The organism is Tateyamaria omphalii (assembly GCF_014651375.1).
Lineage (GTDB): Bacteria > Pseudomonadota > Alphaproteobacteria > Rhodobacterales > Rhodobacteraceae > Tateyamaria > Tateyamaria omphalii.
Window position 1 is genome coordinate 604,883 of the sequence record NZ_BMWT01000001.1, and the last position, 19,097, is coordinate 623,979.

The 19,097-nt window shown below is 57.6% G+C and carries 6 protein-coding genes; 4 read left to right on the forward strand and 2 right to left on the reverse strand.

The genetic code is table 11. From position 1 onward, the window contains the following. Positions 1-3 precede the first annotated feature (3 nt). Positions 4-897 (forward strand): EamA family transporter RarD, encoded by an 894-nt coding sequence (gene rarD, locus IE087_RS02910; RefSeq protein WP_189367518.1) that lies wholly within the window; start codon positions 4-6, stop codon positions 895-897. On the opposite strand, the gene IE087_RS02915 is transcribed toward rarD, so the two are convergent. After that, entirely contained in the window at positions 894-1,691 is a 798-nt protein-coding gene (locus IE087_RS02915) for a CE1 family esterase (protein WP_189367519.1), read from the reverse strand. The genes rarD and IE087_RS02915 overlap by 4 nt on opposite strands. Positions 1,692-1,797: 106 nt before the next feature. Between IE087_RS02915 and IE087_RS02920 the strand changes: the two genes are divergently transcribed. Further along, positions 1,798-2,445 (forward strand): RluA family pseudouridine synthase, encoded by a 648-nt coding sequence (locus IE087_RS02920; RefSeq protein ID WP_189367521.1) that lies wholly within the window; start codon positions 1,798-1,800, stop codon positions 2,443-2,445. A 143-nt stretch (positions 2,446-2,588) separates the two neighbouring features. On the opposite strand, the gene IE087_RS02925 is transcribed toward IE087_RS02920, so the two are convergent. Beyond that, positions 2,589-2,963 carry a hypothetical protein gene (locus IE087_RS02925; protein ID WP_189367523.1) on the reverse strand — a complete coding sequence of 125 codons (375 nt, stop codon included), beginning with the start codon at positions 2,961-2,963 and terminating at the stop codon, positions 2,589-2,591. A 461-nt stretch (positions 2,964-3,424) separates the two neighbouring features. Here IE087_RS02925 and IE087_RS02930 point away from each other — a divergent pair, with 461 nt between their 5' ends. Further along, entirely contained in the window at positions 3,425-15,610 is a 12,186-nt protein-coding gene (locus IE087_RS02930) for a beta strand repeat-containing protein (RefSeq protein ID WP_189367525.1), read from the forward strand. Between the two features lie 11 nt (positions 15,611-15,621). Continuing rightward, positions 15,622-19,017 carry an RHS repeat domain-containing protein gene (locus tag IE087_RS02935; protein WP_189367527.1) on the forward strand — a complete coding sequence of 1,132 codons (3,396 nt, stop codon included), beginning with the start codon at positions 15,622-15,624 and terminating at the stop codon, positions 19,015-19,017. Positions 19,018-19,097: the final 80 nt, after the last annotated feature.

The window sequence follows — 19,097 nt, forward strand, 5'->3', positions numbered from 1 at the left end:
CCCATGTCGCAAAATTCTGGTGATACACCTGCAGGCCTCGGGTTCGCGCTCGGGGCCTATTTCCTGTGGGGATTCCTTCCGCTTTATATGAAGATGGTCAGCCACATGAGCGCGGCCGAGGTGGTGGCACATCGGGTGATCTGGTCTGTGCCCATTGCCGCCGTGGTTTTGATCTTGTTGAAACGCACAGGCGATCTGATGGCGGCGTTGCGCAGCCCACGTATGCTGGCCATGGGATGTGTGACGGCCGCCTTGGTGTCGATCAACTGGGGCATCTATGTGTGGGCCATTGCGTCGGATCAGACGGTAGACGCGGCCCTCGGTTATTACATCAACCCTTTGTTTTCGGTGGTGTTGGGCGCACTGGTTCTGCGCGAGCGGGTCACGCGATTGCAATTGGTTGCCATTGGCCTTGCGGCCATCGCCGTGGCGGTTCTGATCTGGCAGGCGGGCTCTGTGCCGTGGGTCGCTGTTGGTCTGATCCTGTCCTGGGGCCTGTATGCGCTGGCCAAGAAACAGCTGCCCATCGGGCCAAATCAGGGCTTTATGCTGGAGGTCCTGATCCTGCTGATCCCTGCCATCGTTTACGCCACTTGGATGAGTGCAGACGGACAGGGACATTTTCTCGCAACCGGTCTGAATGACACTCTTTTGTTGCTGGGATGTGGTGCGGTCACGGCGGTCCCACTGCTGCTGTATGCCAATGGAGCCAAGGGCTTGCGCCTGACCACCATTGCCATTCTGGGCTACCTCGCGCCCACGCTGATCTTTCTGATTGCGGTCTTTGTGTTCAAAGAGCCGCTGGATCAGGGGCGGTTGATGGCCTTTCCCATGATCTGGACAGCATTGGTGATCTATTCGGTTTCGATGATCAGGGAAATGCGCGCGGCGGCCTAGGACGCTTCGAACCAGTTGCGGGCAAGGGTTGTCCAGCCGCGCGGCATCCCGTGGCCGCCGTCATGTTCGCAGAACTTGATCGCGCCGTCCGAACAGCTTGCGTTCCAGTCGCGGCAGCGGAAGCGGTCACCAATATCGATAGTGTCAGGATGAGTACGACACTGGTTTGCGGTGCGGGCGAGCGCAAGACTGTCCCAGAGGCTGCCCTGATGCCAGTCGCGGATTGCGCGGCCTTCGAACGGGACCTGGTTGTCGGCAAAACCGTGGATTTGCAGAAACCGAACAGGCTTGGTCGGGCAGCCGGTCGTATCGTTGGGTTCGCGCAAAGCTCCGGAAATCGATGTGAAGCCAGCAAACTGTTCCGCCACTTTGCAAGCCATCAACCACGCCATTGACCCACCAGCTGAAAACCCGGCCACATAGATACGGTTCGGGTCGATGGAGGCTTTGGTCTTGGCGTCTTCAATCACGTCGAGTGTGAAGGCAATGTCGTCCCGTGCACTGCCATCACGACCTGGCCAGAAGCGTGTTTGTCGCCCCGGGATTTGTTGACCATTTGGGGCGATCACAACATACCCCGCGTCCGCAAAATCTGACTTGATCCCACCGCGAAAAATCATCTGTCCGGTGGCGTTATGACCATGGAAAAAGATCAACGCGGGCGCGCCTTCATTGCCGCCACCTCCGTCGATCATGTGATAACTGCCCCCGTCAATTTCACAGGCGGTGTCGGGGCCGCACTGGGCGATCGCGAAGGTCGGAAGGGCGAGCAGGAGCGAGATTAAATACTTCATGCGATGCAAAGTGCATTTGGATACGGCAAAGCAAAGAGCCAATCGTACCCCTCCCTGAAACGTGAATGGGGTTGTCATCGGTCTGCGCATTTGAGAGGCGGGACATATGGATGACGTCTATTCCCCGCCAAACGATCCGTTGGAGATATTGCACGACGACGCAGAGTTGCTGGTGGTGTCGAAACCCTCTGGTCTGCTCAGCGTGCCAGGCAAGGGTGAGCACCTGTCGGACTGCCTGATTGCGCGGGTGCAAGCGGTGTGGCCGCACGCGCTGCTGGTACATCGACTTGATCGCGATACAAGCGGGGTCATGGTGTTTGGTCTGACGCCGCACGCGCAGCGTTTTCTATCAAAGCAGTTCGAGCTACGCGCAGCCAAGAAAACCTATATCGCAAGGGTGTGGGGACGAATGACGCCAAAGACAGGGCGCGTTGATCTGCCCCTGATTGTGGATTGGCCGAACCGACCCAAGCAGCATGTTGATCATGAAAACGGCAAACCGGCGGTGACGGATTGGCGCGTGCTGCGCGACACCGAAACGGAAAGCCGCGTGCGACTGATGCCGCAGACCGGGCGGAGCCACCAATTGCGCGTCCACATGGCGGAGTTAGGCCACCCTATTCTGGGTGATCCGTTTTATGCGGAAGGGCCTGCGCGGGACTTTGAACGGTTGATGCTGCATTCCGAAGAGTTGCGGATCAAGCACCCGAATAGTGGCAAGATGATGCGTTTCCGGGCCCCCTCACTGTTTTGAAGATAATCAACCCGCGCGGCGATGTGGTGCAGGCAGACATCGCGCTTGGTACGAGTGCGGTGGGTGATACTTGGCAATTTGATCCCTTTCCCGCCTTCTGTTTTCAGTGGAGTATGAGCGACCGACCCCACAGACTTTGGAGTTCAATCTTGCACAGCCAGACTGCTGCCCTGCTGCAGTGGAGGGTTTTTGCATATGTGGTCAGTCAGTGCTGCGGACGCGAATGGGTTATATTGTGCAAATGAGGCACTTAACTGCACCTTGCGATCTCTATTCCACAACCATGGGGCATTTGCAGTTCGGCGGACGCTAGACAGACGCTTGACTGCGGCGCCAGTGGCGACCAACCGTGCAGGAATATCTATGTTCTCCAGGTTTTCAGGGCGTGAATACGCTGCCACTCGAAGCGCCTGGGCAGTCATTTCGTTTTTTTGGGTGAGGCTCATAATTGCCCAAAGACTTAAAGCACCTTTTAAATCAAGGGTGAAATAATTCGGACGAATTACAGCCAAAGTCATTTTGAAATTCGTATGTGCTTCTAGTCAATCATCTAAAAGCTGTTAATGGCGAAAGCACCCGAGTGCTCATTTTCGGGTTTGAACAGCTGACTTTCCCAGACGATACCGTTTGTTCGATGCGCACCTGTGGCTTGCCTTGATGGCTCGTCACCCAGCTTGCATGGGCAAAATACCCCGGCGTGTGTGGTTGAAGTGCTAAAAGTGGCGGTTCTACAGGGATAAAGTGCGACTTGTGGCGGATTTTCTGCAAAATCGTTCGAGGCACCCCTCATGGTTGTGACTTCCATGCGACAGTCGCTGGCCGAGTTCGTAGGGGGAAAAATCTGAGGAAAAAAACGTTGATGACTTGCGGCTGGCGGTGCCAGTTTGTTGCAAAGTTCGGAAATATCGAATTTCCAAGATTAGTACTCGCGTAAAACGAGCAGAAAATCTGCCATTGGTCGCGAAAATGAGGGATGGTGATGAAAACACTGAGTAGAGCCTTGCATTGGGCGCTGGCTATGGCTTGCGTATCTTTTCTTGCAGCTTTTCCAGCGCACTCCACACCCTTCACGACCAACGTCCCGGGCACGAGCATCGCTCTGCCCGGTGCATATCCCGAAGCCGGCGGCGTCGCCATTGTGATGGAGGGAGTCAATGGGCAGATCTACTATCAATTCAGTGATCCGAATGGAGCTTTTCGTGGCTTCAACTCGAACGGTCAGCCAACTCGATTCCGGGGCAACCCGTTTACCGTCAATGACCCCATTCCGTTGGATTGCGGCATTCGAAGCTGCACGGACTATTTTGGTGGCGCCATTGCACGGGTTCATGTCCGTTTCTCTGCCTTTGATGGGGACACTCAGCCGGGTGGGTTCGACGAGAATGACATCAGCCTGATCTTGAACGGTGTGAATGTCGGTAGCTGGTCAGGTCTGACCACAGAGCGAACCAACAACTCGGGTACTGTCAGCCAGGGGTTTCAGACGGGCTTTGGGAACAACAGTTTCAACACAGGCTGGTTCACCTCAACCAACCCTACGTTGCTCAACAGTCTGCTGACGACCGGTCAAACCACAACCCAAGTATTGGATGACGATCCAAACGACAACTTCTGGGACTTCCGGAGGGGGCAGAGCCTCAGCGATGAAGCGCTGCGCACGATTGCACCCGGCTACGAGTTTGAGAAAACTACAACTGCGACCGACTATACCGCCGTTGGCGATGTCATCACATACACTTACACCGTCACAAATATCGGGTCGGTTAACATCAACAATCTGACCGTGTTTGATGACAAAGTGGATGAGCAGGGCGGAACCGTATCCTGTGATCGCACAACCATCAACGAGACAACGGGCGGTGGTGCGCCTCAGGTGGCCACTTGTACTGCTACCTACACGGTCACTCAGGATGACATCGACAACGAGAGCCTGACCAATATTGCCCGCGCCAATGGCGACCCGGAATTTGGCCAGTTGGGTGAAGTTCAAGACACCGTGACGTTGCCTGGTCCCACGGCGTCTGCCGATATGACGCTCACCAAGGTCGCGCGTGAGACGGCGTTCAGTGTCGTGGGTGAGGTGATCACCTACGACTACACCTTGGAAAACACTGGCAACACAACCCTGACGAACCTGAGTGTGTCAGACAATCGCATTCCAGCATTGTCCTGTGCACAGGCAACGCTGCTGCCCACCGAAACACTGACATGCACTGGTACCTATACCGTCACGCAGGCAGACTTGGACGACTTTGCCCAGAATGGCACGCCGCTAACAAATACGGCGACGGCCAATGCGCAAGATCGCGGCCAGTCCACACTGACGCGTAGCGTAGATGAGACTGTAGATGGTCCGGCGGCAGCACCGGCTCTTGTGGTGTCCAAGACAGCACTGCAACAAGACTTCGACAGTGATGACGACGTTCTGCAGTTCCGGATCGAAGTGACAAATACGGGCAATGTCACCTGGCCCGGTCCACCAACGATCACAGACGCCTTGATCACCGATGCTGGTGGGACAGTCAGCTGTCCTGCGGGTGCGATACCCCCCAATGGCGCTGTTATCTGTACTGCGGATTACGCTGTGGAGCAGGCGGATCTGAACGCTGGTGAGGTGTTGAATGAGGTGACGGCCTCGATCACCGTCGGAGGAGTCGCGGCAAGTGCATCGGGCTCTGTGACTGTCCCCGCTGTGCAGACGACCGGACTGACGTTGGTCAAGCAGCTTAATGCGACCAGCGCGACCAGCTTTGACGCGGCTGGCGTGACTCTGGTCTATGATTATGTCCTGACCAACACTGGCAATGTTACCCTGACCAGCCCGCGCATAACCGATGACAAGGTGTCTGCGACCTGCACCGCAACCGAGATCCTGCCGGGCACCAGCGTAACGTGTACCTCTGATGACTACATTACGCTTCAAGAGGACGTAGATTTAGGCTCAGTTACTAACATCGCCACGGCTGCTGCAGATGATCCGGATGCAGCGGAAGTTTTGTCCGACCAAGCACAGGTCACGGTCGATGCTGACCAGATGCCCGAACTGACACTGGACAAGCTGGCGCCAGTGATCCCCGCTGTTGATTTCTTTGAGGGGCAAACGGTCACTTACACATATGAAATTGAAAATACCGGCAACACGACCATCACGGCTCCGCTGACGGTAAACGATGACCGGTTCCCTGACCCGATTGACTGCGGCACGGGCGATCTGCTGATTGGAGAGACGCGGACATGCCAGGCTGTTTACACGATCACTGCGGCTGATGAGTCGCTTGGATTCGTGTCGAACACCGCCACAGCGACGGATGGGACAACAACATCCAACTCGGACACCGAAACAGTTCCGCAAGCAGGCACGGATGCGATCGAGCTGACCAAGACTGCGGATTTGGCCAGCGTTTCGAGCACGTCGGATGTTATCACCTACACATTCACTGTGACCAATGTGGGCGACCGGACCATTGGCGTAAACAGAACAATATCCATCAATGACCCGCGCTTGAGTTCGGTGACATGTGTGCAAACCGGCCGAATATTCCCGGTGGGGCAAGGCACGCCGAACTCGGTCACTTGTACCGGAACCACGACCCCGACCCAAGCCGAGATCGATGCGGGCGAGGTGGTCAACACCGCCACGGCCCAATTCACCCGCAACAATGGCGGCAACCCGTTTGACGTCGTATCCCCGTCCGCAGAGGCCACGGTGCCAGTTGGCATCACGCCGTCTTTTACCTTGGACAAGATTGGCCCGTCGCAATTCTCCAGCGTTGGTGAAATTCTCACTTACACGTTCCGGGTGACGAACGACACTGAACAGACAATTGCATCTGCAACGGTCACAGACCCATTGATCCCGGGTCTGGTTTGCGATCTGACCAATATCGGTCCGCTTGCTTTCCAAGAATGCACAGGTGCCTACACGGTGACCCAAGCAGATCTGGATCGGGAGACGATTACAAACATTGCGACCGTGAACGGTATGTCCAGCACGGGCGACACCATCGATCCCTCCTCGGACACCGAGGTTACGCCGGTAGATCCTGCTTCTGCGACACGGGCTGTCAACCTGTCAAAGACCGCGAATGTGACAGAGTTTTCGGCGGTTGGCGATGAGATTCGATACAGTTTTGCGGTTGCCAATACTGGTACACAGACATTGACCGACATTGTCGTCACCGACCCGTTGGTCAGCCTGACCTGCACCATCCCGACACTCGCCCCCAGTACCACTGACACAACGACCTGTCAGGCCATCTACCCCGTGACCCAGACCGATCTGGACAACGGGCAAGTCAACAATATCGCGAGTGTGGCAGCACCCGGGACGACGGGCGACAGCAGTTCACTCACTGTGCCAGCCATTGGTCGCAATGCGGACTTCACCGTCGAGAAACAGGCCGATGATGCAGTGAACGTGATCGCAGGACAGGTCATTACCTATTCCTATCGCGTCCGAAACACCGGCAACGTCACACTGACAAACGTGTCCTTGACGGACGATCACACCAGTGCGTCGGGCACTCAGGCACTGACCATTTCCGGGGGCGGCGATACCGGCAACATTGCGCCCGGTGCTGAAGTAACCCTGACATCGACTTACACGGTGACTCAGGATGACATTGATGCAGGTGCGGATCTGACAAACATTGTCAGCGGCACCGCAGTTCCTCCCAGCGGCCTTACACCGCCCACGGACAGCGACACCGAAACTGTCACGGTGGCCGCCGCCAATCCGGCGCTGCGTGTCGTGAAGACCGAGGTGGATGGATCAGGGACTTTTGGTGCCGTCACGAGTGCAGAGGCTTATACGTTCGAAGTCTTCAACGATGGGAACGTGACGCTCAGCAACCTGAGTTTGAGCGATGACCTGACTGGGTTCTCCTGTACGTTGGCAGACCTTCTGCCGGGTGCATCAACCACCACCTGTGCCGATACGACTCCGCTGGCTGACAGCTATACCATCACGCAAACGGATGTGGACGCGCGGTTCCTGACCAACGAAGTTGAGGTTACGGGCACCGCACCGGGTGGTGCATCCATCAGCGATACCGACACTATCACTTTGGCTGGCCCGACACAGGCGCCGTCGATTGATATGACCAAGACTGCAACAGCCGGCGATAACTTCACGGCAGTGGGCGACGTGGTCAGCTATGACTACGTTGTCTCGAACACAGGGAACATCACGCTGACAGCGGATATCACCGTCGCAGACGATCGTACGACAGTAAGCTGCCCGGCGCTGCCACTCGGTGGCCTCGCCCCCGGTTCGACACTCACCTGCACAGCAACGTACCAGATCACGCAGGACGATCTGGATGCCGGTAGCGTGCTCAACCGTGCCACCGCGACCATCACGCAAACCGTAGTGCCGGATACGCCCGGCGGCCCGACCGAAATCACCACATCTTCGCCCGAGCAAACCGAGACCGTGACTGCCGCCCAATCTCCTGCGCTGTCAGTTTCGAAAGCACTCGCCGCCAGCTCAGCCAGCAGCTTCACCAATCCGGGTGACACGCTGACCTACGCTTACACGGTTACCAACACCGGCAACGTTACGATCACGGACACTATCAATGTTACTGACAACCAGATTGCGGGCGGTGCGCCGCAACTGTGTTCCGAAGATGATCTGGCTCCGGGTGCCAGCCTGACTTGTGAACTGATCTGGACCGCAGACCAGCCTGCGATTGATGCCGGAAGCATTACCAACATTGCTTCGCCGCAGTCGACATTCGGTGGTGTTCCGGTTCCGTCGACGTCGGACACTTTGACCGTTCCCGCAGTCCAGACACCCGCACTGACCATGCTGAAGGAGTTCGTTTCAATCCAAAACGCAAACCCGCCCCCGGCTGCTGGCGACTTTGCTGCGGGTAATGACGTGATCTATCGCTACACGGTCACCAACTCGGGTAACACGACTATCACAGCCGAGCCTGTGGTCACGGATAACCTGATTTCGGCTGCGTTTATTTCCATCGATGCCCCATTCCCGGCAGCAGGTCTCGCGCCGGGTGATAGCGTAATCTACACAGGTGTGTACGAGCTGACCTTGGCCGATATCCAGCTTGGCAGTGTCACCAACAACGCGACCGCAACATCAGGTGGCGTGACCTCGAACCCGGCAACAGAGACCATTCCAACCGGGGCAAACCCGGCGCTTAGCATTACAAAGACCGCCATCGAGGCGAACTTCACTGCGGTAGGTGATGTGATCAACTACGAATATGTGGTTGAGAACACGTCGCAGGGCTCACCGGCGCCTGCCTTTGCCAACGCAATCACAGTTGATGACGACAGAACGACGGTAACCTGTCCGGCCGTTCCTGGGGGGCAGTTGTTGGTGGGGCAGTCCATCACCTGTGAAGCAGAGTACGTAGTTACGCAAGCAGACCTGGACGCGGTGGCCGCTGGCCAGCCCGGTGGGTTCGTGACCAATGTGGCCACGGCCAATACCGTGTTTGCGGGGCAACCCGTTCAATCCCCTGCTGCAACTGTAACCGTTCCCGCCGTGAACGATCCCGCGCTGTCCGTGGTCAAATCCGTATCAGCCGGACCTGATCCGGCAGGCGAGGGGGATACAATCACCTTCGCGATCCTGACAACCAACAGCGGGGATACGACTGTTTCCGGCATCGACGTGTCAGACCCGTTGCTTGCAAGCCTGAGCTGCTTTGATGGTGGGGCGAATACTGACCCGGCGGCGACCTTGCCCGCCACGTTGGCTCCGGGCGCGCAGCTTCTGTGTGAGGGGGATTACACCGTCACGCAGGAAGATGTGGATGATCAGAGCCTTGTGAATACGGCGACTGCACAGGGTGTGACACCCAATGGTGATCCGGTGGTCGCCACCGGGTCAGTTACTGCGCCGCTCGAAGATGATGCGCCTGCAGTCGAGGTCACCAAGGCCCTGAGCGCAAGCGAACCTGACAGCAGCTTTAGCGTGGTTGGGCAAGAGATTGAGTTTACCGTGACGGTGCGCAACACCGGAAACGTGACCCTGACATCGACGACCGTTACCGATGACCTGGTGCCGGGTGAAACATGTTCCGTGCCCGGCCTTGCCCCCGGTGAAGAGGATCAGAGCTGTACGTTCCTGTACACCGTCACGCAGGCGGACGTAGATCAAGGTGACTTCACCAACGTGGCGCGTGCCTCTTCGGTTCCGATTTCTGATCCGACAAATCCGGTGACTGATGATGGACCGCTTCTTGTCGACGGCCCAGACGCTGAGCCGTCATTCAGCCTGGTCAAAGACGCTGATATCACAAGTTTCGCTGCCCCTGGCGTGACCATCACCTATAGTTACACAGTCTCTAACACGGGCAACGTGACCCTGACCGCGGAGCCTACGGTAAGCGATGATCGCATTGCCAGCGTCAGTTGCCCCGCCTTCCCGACGGGTGGTTTGGCACCGCTCGACAGCATTGTTTGTACTGCGACTTATGAAACAACGCAGGATGACGTGGATGCGGGCGAGGTCACAAACATAGCCTCGGTTGCCAGCAGCGAAGTTCCTTTTGATCCAACTGATCCAAACCGTGCCGAAGCGACTGAGACAGTTCCGGCGACTCGTGGCCCAGCCTTCACCATCGACAAGACTGTTGATGACGCGACCGATGTGCAGGCGGATCAAGAGCTGACCTACAGCTATCTTGTGACGAATACCGGCAACGTGACCCTGACCGATGTGACGCTGACCGACAGTCACACGAGCGCGGCTGGTACGTCCCCTCTGACACTGAGCGGCGGCGGCGTGATTGCAACGCTGGACCCGGGTGAAAGCGTCACTCTGACCGCGACCTACACGGTCACGCAAGCGGATGTGGATGCCGGTGCGGATCTGACCAATGCCGTCACCGGGACAGCGACCCCGCCCGGCGGTCTGACGCCGCCCACTGCCGATGACACGCAGAGTGTCAGTGTCGAAGGTCCAACCCCAGAGGTCACGGCCTTGAAAACCGTGAGCGCCAGTACTGGAACAGATGTTGGCGACAGTGTCACCTTTGACATTACCGTCTCTAACACCGGCAATGTGACGCTGGATACGGTGACGTTGACTGACACGCTGCGCGACGGCAACGGGCAGACAATCCTGCCCGCGCCAGTGCCGGCGTTGATCGCCGGAGACGGTGTGACGCTGAACGTGGATGAGACATGGACCTACCAAGTCACCCACGTATTGACCCAATCGGATATCGATAGCGGAGGGTTGAGCAACTCGGTCCTCGTTCAGGCGCAAGACCCAAGCGACACGCCTGTGAGCGATCTGTCGGACAATGGTGTTCCCGGCGATGGGAGCGACAACCCAACCACCTTTACCGTGCCACCCGCACCCGGAGTGACAGGGATCAAGACCATCACGTCCACCGGAACGGCTGTGGGTGACACCGTCAGCTTCCTCATCGAGATCGAAAACACGGGCAACGTCACCCTGACAGATGTTGACGTTACCTCTGACACCTTGGAGCGGCAGGACGGGACATCCCTGACCCTCGCAACAGGGCCAATATTCAGCTCGAACGATGATGGATCGCCTGCAGGGACGTTGCAGGTGGGTGAGACGGCCACCTACACGGCCACTTACGTGCTGGTCCAGGAAGACCTCGATGCCGGTGGTATTCGAAACTCTGCGATCGTGAGTGGCACCCCGCCCACCGGGCCGCCAACAACGGATATTACCGACAACGGTGTTCCGGGCGACGGTGACGATACACCGACAAGCCTGGACATCGCCGCTGCCCCGTCCTTTAGCTTCGTCAAAGAATACACGGGTGCAGACGCAAGTTTCGATGCTGTAGACGACGTGCTCGACTACACATTCACATTGGTCAACACCGGCAACGTGACCCTGACCGATCCGATCGTGATCACCGATCCGTTGCTTATCACCCCTACCATCTGCGATCCCGTCTCTGTCGCGGCGCCCTGGGCGCCAGACGATACGCGGACCTGCACGGCAAGCTACACCGTTACCCAGGAGGATCTGGATCGTGGTGAAGTCGAAAACACCGCGAGCGCGGCTGTAGGATCCGCGCCGGGTCAGACCGACAGTGTAACTGTACCGGCTAGCCAATCGCCCGCTATGGAGCTGTTGAAAGAAGCGGAAAGCGTTGATCCAGCCACCGAGTTCTTCGTCGGTGCCGTAGTCGATTACACCTATACTGTAACTAATACGGGCAATGTCACACTAACCGCCCCGATCACGGTCACTGACAACCTGATCCCTGCGGCTGATATCATCTGCCCGACCTTCCCGACGGATGGCATCGCACCGGGCGGTACATATGTCTGCAGTGCAAGCTACACGGTGACGCTGGGTGATGTTGACCTGACGTCTGTCACCAACCTCGCATCCGCTTCGGATGGCACCACCACATCCCCGCAAGTGACAGAAACCATTCCCAACGCCGCCACGCCGGCATTAGATGTGACGAAGGAACTGGTTCAGATCACTGACGCGACCGGCGCAACCGTGCGGACGGGTGGGTTCGAAACGGTCGGCGACCGCCTATTCTATCGTTTTACGGTCACCAACTCCGGCGGTTTGGCCTTTGTGAATGATGTAGTTGTGAACGACGCGCGTCTGGCGGCGCCGCTGGTCTGTTTCTCCAGCACCGGCGCCGACCCTGATTTCCGGCCCGGCGAAACGGTGACCTGTGAAACCGACCTTCTCCAGTCATACGAAGTTACCCAAGAGGATTTGGACGCGGGCGAAGTCTTTAACGAAGCCATCGCGGAAACGAGCGCATCTGGCTTGACCGCGCCAGTGATCTCGGACGTTTCAAGCGTGACAACGCCTGCGGCAAGCGATCCGATGATTGAGTTGGTGAAATCTACCACTGCAACGTCATTCGCCAACGTAGGCGACACGATCACCTTTGACTTTGTGCTGAGCAACACGGGCAACCAGACGCTGACAGATGTGAGTGTCACGGACCCGCTGATCCCGGCACTTGTTTGCGAAGCTGACACGTTGGCACCAGGCGATGATCTGACCTGTTCTGGTGACTACTTGGTGACGCAAGAGGACGTTGACAACGGCACCCTCAGCAACACGGCCACGGCAGGGGCGATTGATCCAACCGGTACAGCAGTCACGCCAGACACCAGTAGCGTTACCGTTCCTGGACCGCTGACTGAACCACTCAGCCTTGCATTGTCCAAAACCGCCACCCCAACGCCGTTTGGAGCGGTGGGCAGCACGGTGTCCTATGGGTTCGAGGTTGAAAATACATCACGCTTCACTCTGGCTGATGTGACAGTCACGGATCCGCTGATCCCCGGCTTCAGCTGTGTGATTGCCACACTCGATCCGGGTGCGACAGACACGACAAGCTGCGCCGCTCTCTACACCGTGACTCAAGAAGATGTGGATCGCGGAAGTATCGAAAACACGGCCCAAGTCACCGCGCGCGATCTGCTCAACACCCGCACCGTGACGGTCGAGGATACACTGACCACGGCAGGACCTGCACGCACCCCGGCGCTGGAAGTCACCAAGACGGCGGATGTGCTAAGCGTGACCCCGGGGTCGACCATCACATATACGCTAAGGGTCGAGAACGTGGGCAATGTGACCGTTGAGGTCACCGGCATCACCGACACGATGACGCGGATCAACACTGGTGCACCCACATTCCTGACCACGCCGTTCACCTTCGTGACGGGGGATGCCAACAACGATGACCTGCTCGATGTAGACGAGGTCTGGGAGTATTCCGCGACCTACGTGCTCTCTCAGTCCGACGTGAATGCCGGTGGGGTCAGCAATACCGCGGCTGTCACGGCCGATGGACCGGCAGGCACGGGAACGGTCAGCGATACGTCGGACAATGGCAACGACGGTGATGGCAACACGACAGACGATCCGACAATTGTCGACATCACGTCGAATCCGCGACTGGACGTGACCAAGACAGTTGTGACGACTGGCAGTGAAGCAGGTGATACAGTCGTCTTCGAAATACGAGCGGCCAATACCGGGAACGTGGATGTCTCGGGCCTTGCAGTTGCCGATACGTTGAGCCGTGCCAACGGTGAGGTGATCGGTACGCAGCCCGCGACCCCGGTTGGAGTCATCGCTGATCCGCTGGCACCGGGCAGTTTGGCAGTCTGGCGTGTCTCGTACACCCTGACGACCGAAGATGTGGATGCGGGTGGCTTGTCGAATGTGGTTGTCGTGTCGGGCATGGGGCCCGGCCCTGGCAATGTTCCCGTCAGTGATGTCGGTGACAATGGTGATGATACGGATGGCAACACCACAGATGATCCAACTGTTCTGACCATTTTGCCGATGCCAGAACTGGTGGTGACCAAGACGTCGGGCAACCAAACCGTTGAGCCAACTGCGCCTGGTGAAACCGTCACCTTTGACATTCTGATCGAAAACCTTGGCAACGTGACCTTGCGCGATCTGGTGTTCACCGACACGCTGACGCGTCTGGACGGGACTCCTCTGGACCCAGATACGCCGCCGCTTGCGGGCTTTGCTGAACTGGGGGCCGGTGAAAACACAACCGTCAGCGTGGCCTACACCCTGACGCAAGAGGATTTCGACGCGGGGGGCATCCAAAACATCTTTGCTGCGACGGGCAATGATCCGCTGGGCCTGCCGGTGACGGACAATTCGGATGACGGGGACGACACTGATGGGAACGTACTGGATGATCCGACACTGGTGCCGATCACCGCTGTTCCAACGGTTGTTCTGACAAAGACAGCGAATGTGCCGACGCGCGTTTCGGGATCAGTCTTTGAAGTCCTCTTTACCATCGCGGTTGAAAACACCGGCAACGTGACGCAAGCCGATCTCGTTTTGACGGACGACATGACCGTGTTTGTCACGCCATCCACGCTGGTCAATGTCGGGGCGCCAACAGCTTCTGGATTTGCCACAGGTGGTGCCAACGGAGCCTTTGACGGTCAATCCGACACAAATACGTTGAGCGCGGGCACGTCGCTGGCGCCGGGTGAAACGGGTACGGTCACGATCGTCGTTCAATATGACACGGCCGCCGGATCGCCTTCGGGGACCAACACGGCCTCGCTGACATCCGACCGGATCGCAGCGGCTGTAACGGCCTCCGCAGCCGTCGCCAGCAGTGAGCCCACATCGGACATAGTCGCGACAAAACGCGCAACCAACAGCGGTATTCTGCAGCGTGGTTCCGTGGTGACGTTCGAACTGACTTTCGAAAACCGGAACACCACCGCAGAAAGCGGACTGACATTCGTGGACCAATTGCCACCAGGCCTTTTGTTCCTGCCTGGCTCGGCAACGTTCAACGGTGCATCGACGCCCGAGCCGGTGATGAATGGGCGCTCAGTCACATGGCCAGGTCAGACCCTTGCTCCGTCAGAGGTGGTGATGATCCGCTTGAGCGCCAGACTGACTGGCGGGCCAGGCGAGTACATCAATAGCGCTTACGCCCTCGGGCCAACCGGCGCGCGCGTATCAAACACTGCGACTGCTGCGATACGGGTCACGCCCGAGGCGGTCTTTGATTGCGGTGACATCATCGGCAAGGTCTTTGATGACGTGAATGGCGACGGGTATCAGGATCCGCCCGAGGCATTGAAGCGTTCGGCCAACTCCTATGCGGTGCAGCGGGCGCTTGAGAAACTGACACCTGCCGAAATCAAGGCGGATGGCGGTGAGCCAGGCTTGCCGGGCGTGAAACTGGTGACGCCGCGCGGCGACATTATCACAACAGACAAGTACGGGCGCTTCAACGTTCCATGCGCCTTGCTGCCGGATGGTTCAATCGGGTCGAATTTCCAACTCAAGCTGGACGACCGGACGCTGCCAACTGGTTACCGTGTGACGACGGAAAATCCGCGCGTGATCCGCGTGACAGCAGGTAAGCTGGCAGAGCTGAACTTTGGTGCGCGGCTGGGCAATTTGGTCGAGATTGACCTAACTGCTGCGGCCTTTGCCGGCAACGGACCGAATGCGGCCTTGATCAAGGGCCTGCAGGCGCTGGTGGAACAAATCCGGCAAGAACCCTCAGCCATCCAGCTTCGATATTACCGCGCTGACGAAAGTGTCGAGACGGCCCGCGCGCGTCTCAGGACTGCCGAGGAGGCCCTGAGAAAAGCGTGGCGAGGCAGGGGGACCTATCGGCTTGATGTCGACCGGTCCGTCCGGCGGTTGCAGTGAGGAGTGCGGACATGAAACGGTTTATTGCGACTTCCGCCCTTCTTCTCAGCAGCACGGCACTTCCTGCACTTGCGCAGGATGGTGGCTTTGTCATCACCCTGAACGGGGACAAGGTGGCAGGTGACGACCCTGTGCTCGAACGCCAGGTCAAAAAGGTGGACGAGGTGCTGGAACAGGCAGATGTCCGGGTTCAGTACGACGGGCTGGACGTGACGCCGCGCCTTGATCTGGAAATTGAGGGGCCGGACGGTCAGCGACGTGTGGGCGACAGCGTCACGCTACAGTCCGCACTGAATTACCCTGGCTTCGTGACACGTGGCGAGGTCCTGATCGTGGATCAGAATGCCCGTGGTGGACCAAAAACGCTTGGGCGCTATGACGTTGCACCCAATGGACAGGTGACAATCACCGTTCCAGAAGGCGACAGTATTGTCGCTGTTCATCGTGTTTATGATGCCAACGGCAGATATGATGAAACCACACCATTGCCTTTGACGCGCGGCGATGACCGAGGGCTTGTCGACGGTGTCGACGACGGCAATGACGCCACTGCCCGCCGTCGTATTCCGGTTCATGGCGGTTCCGTAACTGTATCGGGAAACAGTGTGGCGCCCGGTGCGCAGGTCACCACGCTGGGAGAGGTTGTGCGACCTGACCCGTCCGGGGCGTTTGTCATTCAGCGCATCCTTCCACCGGGCGACTATGCAATCGGAGTGCAGGTGCAAGGCGCAGGTGCAGTGCCCGTCGATGTTGTGCGCGAGGTTGAGGTCCCACGATCTGAATCCTTCTATACAGCCCAGATCGATCTGACGCTGGGATACACTGACAGCGACCTCGACGGCAGCAACTCGTATGAGCGCGGGCGCATCGCTGGCTACTTCAATGGTCGGTATGCCAATGGGGTTGAGCTGACCGCCCAAGTCGATACTGGCGAAGGGGATCTGGACGAGATTTTCTCGACCTTAGATGAACGTGATCCGCGTTCAACATTTCTCCGGCTTGATCCGGACGACCTGTACCCCACGTACGGCGACGACAGCACGTTGGTGGATGACACGCCGACCTCTGGCAAATTCTATCTGCGGGTTGAGAAAGACAATAACTACGCTGTCTGGGGTGACTGGCGCGCTGATATCGCCAACACGACATATCTACGCAATGACCGCACGCTTTATGGTGCACGAGGGCATCTTGAATCCGCCAACACGACGTCTCTGGGTGAACCTGTCTGGCAGCTGGATGCCTATGCCGCGCAGCAGGACACACTGCCTCAGCGCGATGTATTCCGTGGCACAGGTGGTTCGGTGTATTTCCTGAGCCGCCAGGATCTGACCATTGGATCAGAAACACTGCTGGTACAGGTGCGCGACGCGACCACCGGGCGCGTGATCTCAACGCAATCGCTTGTGGCGGGGCGCGACTACTCGATCAACTATATTCAGGGCATCATCACCCTCAGCGCGCCATTGCAATCCGGCACCGGGTCCAACGGTCTGGTTGTGACAGATGTTGGCGGCGCGGCCGATGTCAATCTGGTCGCACAATATGAATTTACCCCAGATGCTGGTGACGTAGATGCGTTTTCATATGGTCTGCGCGGGGAAGTCTGGGCGGCGGATCGGTTCCGTCTGGGTGCAACTTTGCAAAGCGAAGAAACCGGGCTTGGCACTCAGGATTCTTATGGCGTTGATCTACGGTATCAATTGAACGAGGACACGTATCTGAGCGCGGAATACGCATGGTCTGATGGTCCGGGCTTTGGGTTTGATACCTCAACTGACGGCGGGCTTGTGTTCGATGAAACACCAGCCAGCGGTGGTCGAGGTGAGGCCTATAAGATCGAGGGTCGCGCGGCCCTTGGCGATCTGGGTTTGGCCGCAGAGGGTTCGATCAGCGCTTATTTCGAGGAAAGGTCCGAGGGCTTCACGACACTGGACTACTCGACCACTGCGGATGAGACGTTGTGGGGCTTTGCTCTGGATGCTGAGGTGTCAGAACGGCTGAACATCTCTTTGTATTTTGACAGCTTCAAACAAGACGGCGGCAAAACGGATCGAGAAGGTGGAATCGAGGCCGAATATGCCCTGTCGGATCGTGTGACCCTTGGCTTTGGCCTCGAAAACCTAGACCGGGAAGGTGTTTCAGGATCGGGTGATGGGCAGCGGACGGACGCCGTTGTGCGTTTGACGTACAAGCCCAACGACAATCTGTCGTGGTATGTTTATGGCCAAGAGACGTTAAGTCGGTCCGGCACGCTTGAGGAGAATGACCGTATCGGTATCGGGGGCAGCTATCGCTGGGCTGAAACCTGGGAGGTTGAAGGCGAGTTGTCCGAGGGTGATGGCGGTACGGGCGGCCGTATCCTGCTGCGCAACGACCGTGGAGAAGAGGGGAACACCTATTTCGGATACGAGCTTGATCCCAGCCGTGAGATTTCCGGTCTGACTCGTTCCGAGACTGGGCCGTCCCGGGGCCGATTCATCTCGGGTGGTGAACGGCGGGTCAGCGGCACTGTCACCATGTTCGGCGAGAACAGCTTTGATCGCTTTGGTCGCTATGAAAGCCTGACGACAGCCTATGGTGTCACCTATGAACCGACGGAACGCCTGTCTTTCGTGACGGCCTTTGAAACCGGTCAGGTGCGTGACAGCGTAAACGGCGATTTCGATCGTTATGCGCTGTCCCTTGGTATTCAGTACCAGAACGAACAATTCGAAGGCAAAGCGCGGCTCGAATTCCGCAACGAGGATGGAGAGCGCAGCAATTCAAACCGAAACAGCGACACGTGGTTGTTCACCGGCTCAGGTAGCTACAAGTTGGATGAAAGCCAGCGATTGGTCTTTTACGCCAAGGTGTCTGATACCGATGGCAATAGCGGCATTGCACCTGACAGCGACTTTACCGATCTGTCGTTCGGATATGCCTACCGTCCGATCTACAATGAACGCCTGAATGTATTGATGCGCTATCGGTACCTGGATGACAGCTTCGGCCAGCAGGTTGACGGCAGTGACACACCGGGTCCGGTGCAACGATCGCATGTCTTCAGCGTGGACGCCGAATATGACATCAACAGGTTTTGGAGCATCGGGGGTAAGTTTGGCGCGCGATTTACGGACAGTGCGGACAGTGTGAATGATGAGTACTCGTCGAACGATGCGGTTCTCGCCATCCTCAACACGCGCTGGCACGTGGTCAGTAAATGGGATGCCCTGTTTGAATTGCGCGCCCTGGATCTAAAAGACGCCGGGGTGACCGAAGTGGGTGGGCTTGCTGCGATTTACCGGCACCTGGGCAAGAATGTGAAACTCGGCGTTGGCTACAACTTTACCAACTTCAGCGATGATTTGACGGACTTGACCTATGATGACCGAGGCGCATTCATAAACATCGTTGCCAAGTTTTGAACGAGAGGCTCAGGCGGTAGATCACGCGCTAATCCCTCTGTCTTTTTCTGGCACTTTCAAGAAGAGAGTCCCGGCGCCAA

What these genes read in the sequence shown, in the direction of transcription:
- rarD (WP_189367518.1), top strand. Translation starts at nt 4, where the DNA reads ATGTCGCAAAATTCTGGTGATACACCTGCAGGCCTCGGGTTCGCGCTC.
- IE087_RS02915 (WP_189367519.1), bottom strand. Translation starts at nt 1,691, where the DNA reads ATGAAGTATTTAATCTCGCTCCTGCTCGCCCTTCCGACCTTCGCGATC.
- IE087_RS02920 (WP_189367521.1), top strand. Translation starts at nt 1,798, where the DNA reads ATGGATGACGTCTATTCCCCGCCAAACGATCCGTTGGAGATATTGCAC.
- IE087_RS02925 (WP_189367523.1), bottom strand. Translation starts at nt 2,963, where the DNA reads ATGACTTTGGCTGTAATTCGTCCGAATTATTTCACCCTTGATTTAAAA.
- IE087_RS02930 (WP_189367525.1), top strand. Translation starts at nt 3,425, where the DNA reads ATGAAAACACTGAGTAGAGCCTTGCATTGGGCGCTGGCTATGGCTTGC.
- IE087_RS02935 (WP_189367527.1), top strand. Translation starts at nt 15,622, where the DNA reads ATGAAACGGTTTATTGCGACTTCCGCCCTTCTTCTCAGCAGCACGGCA.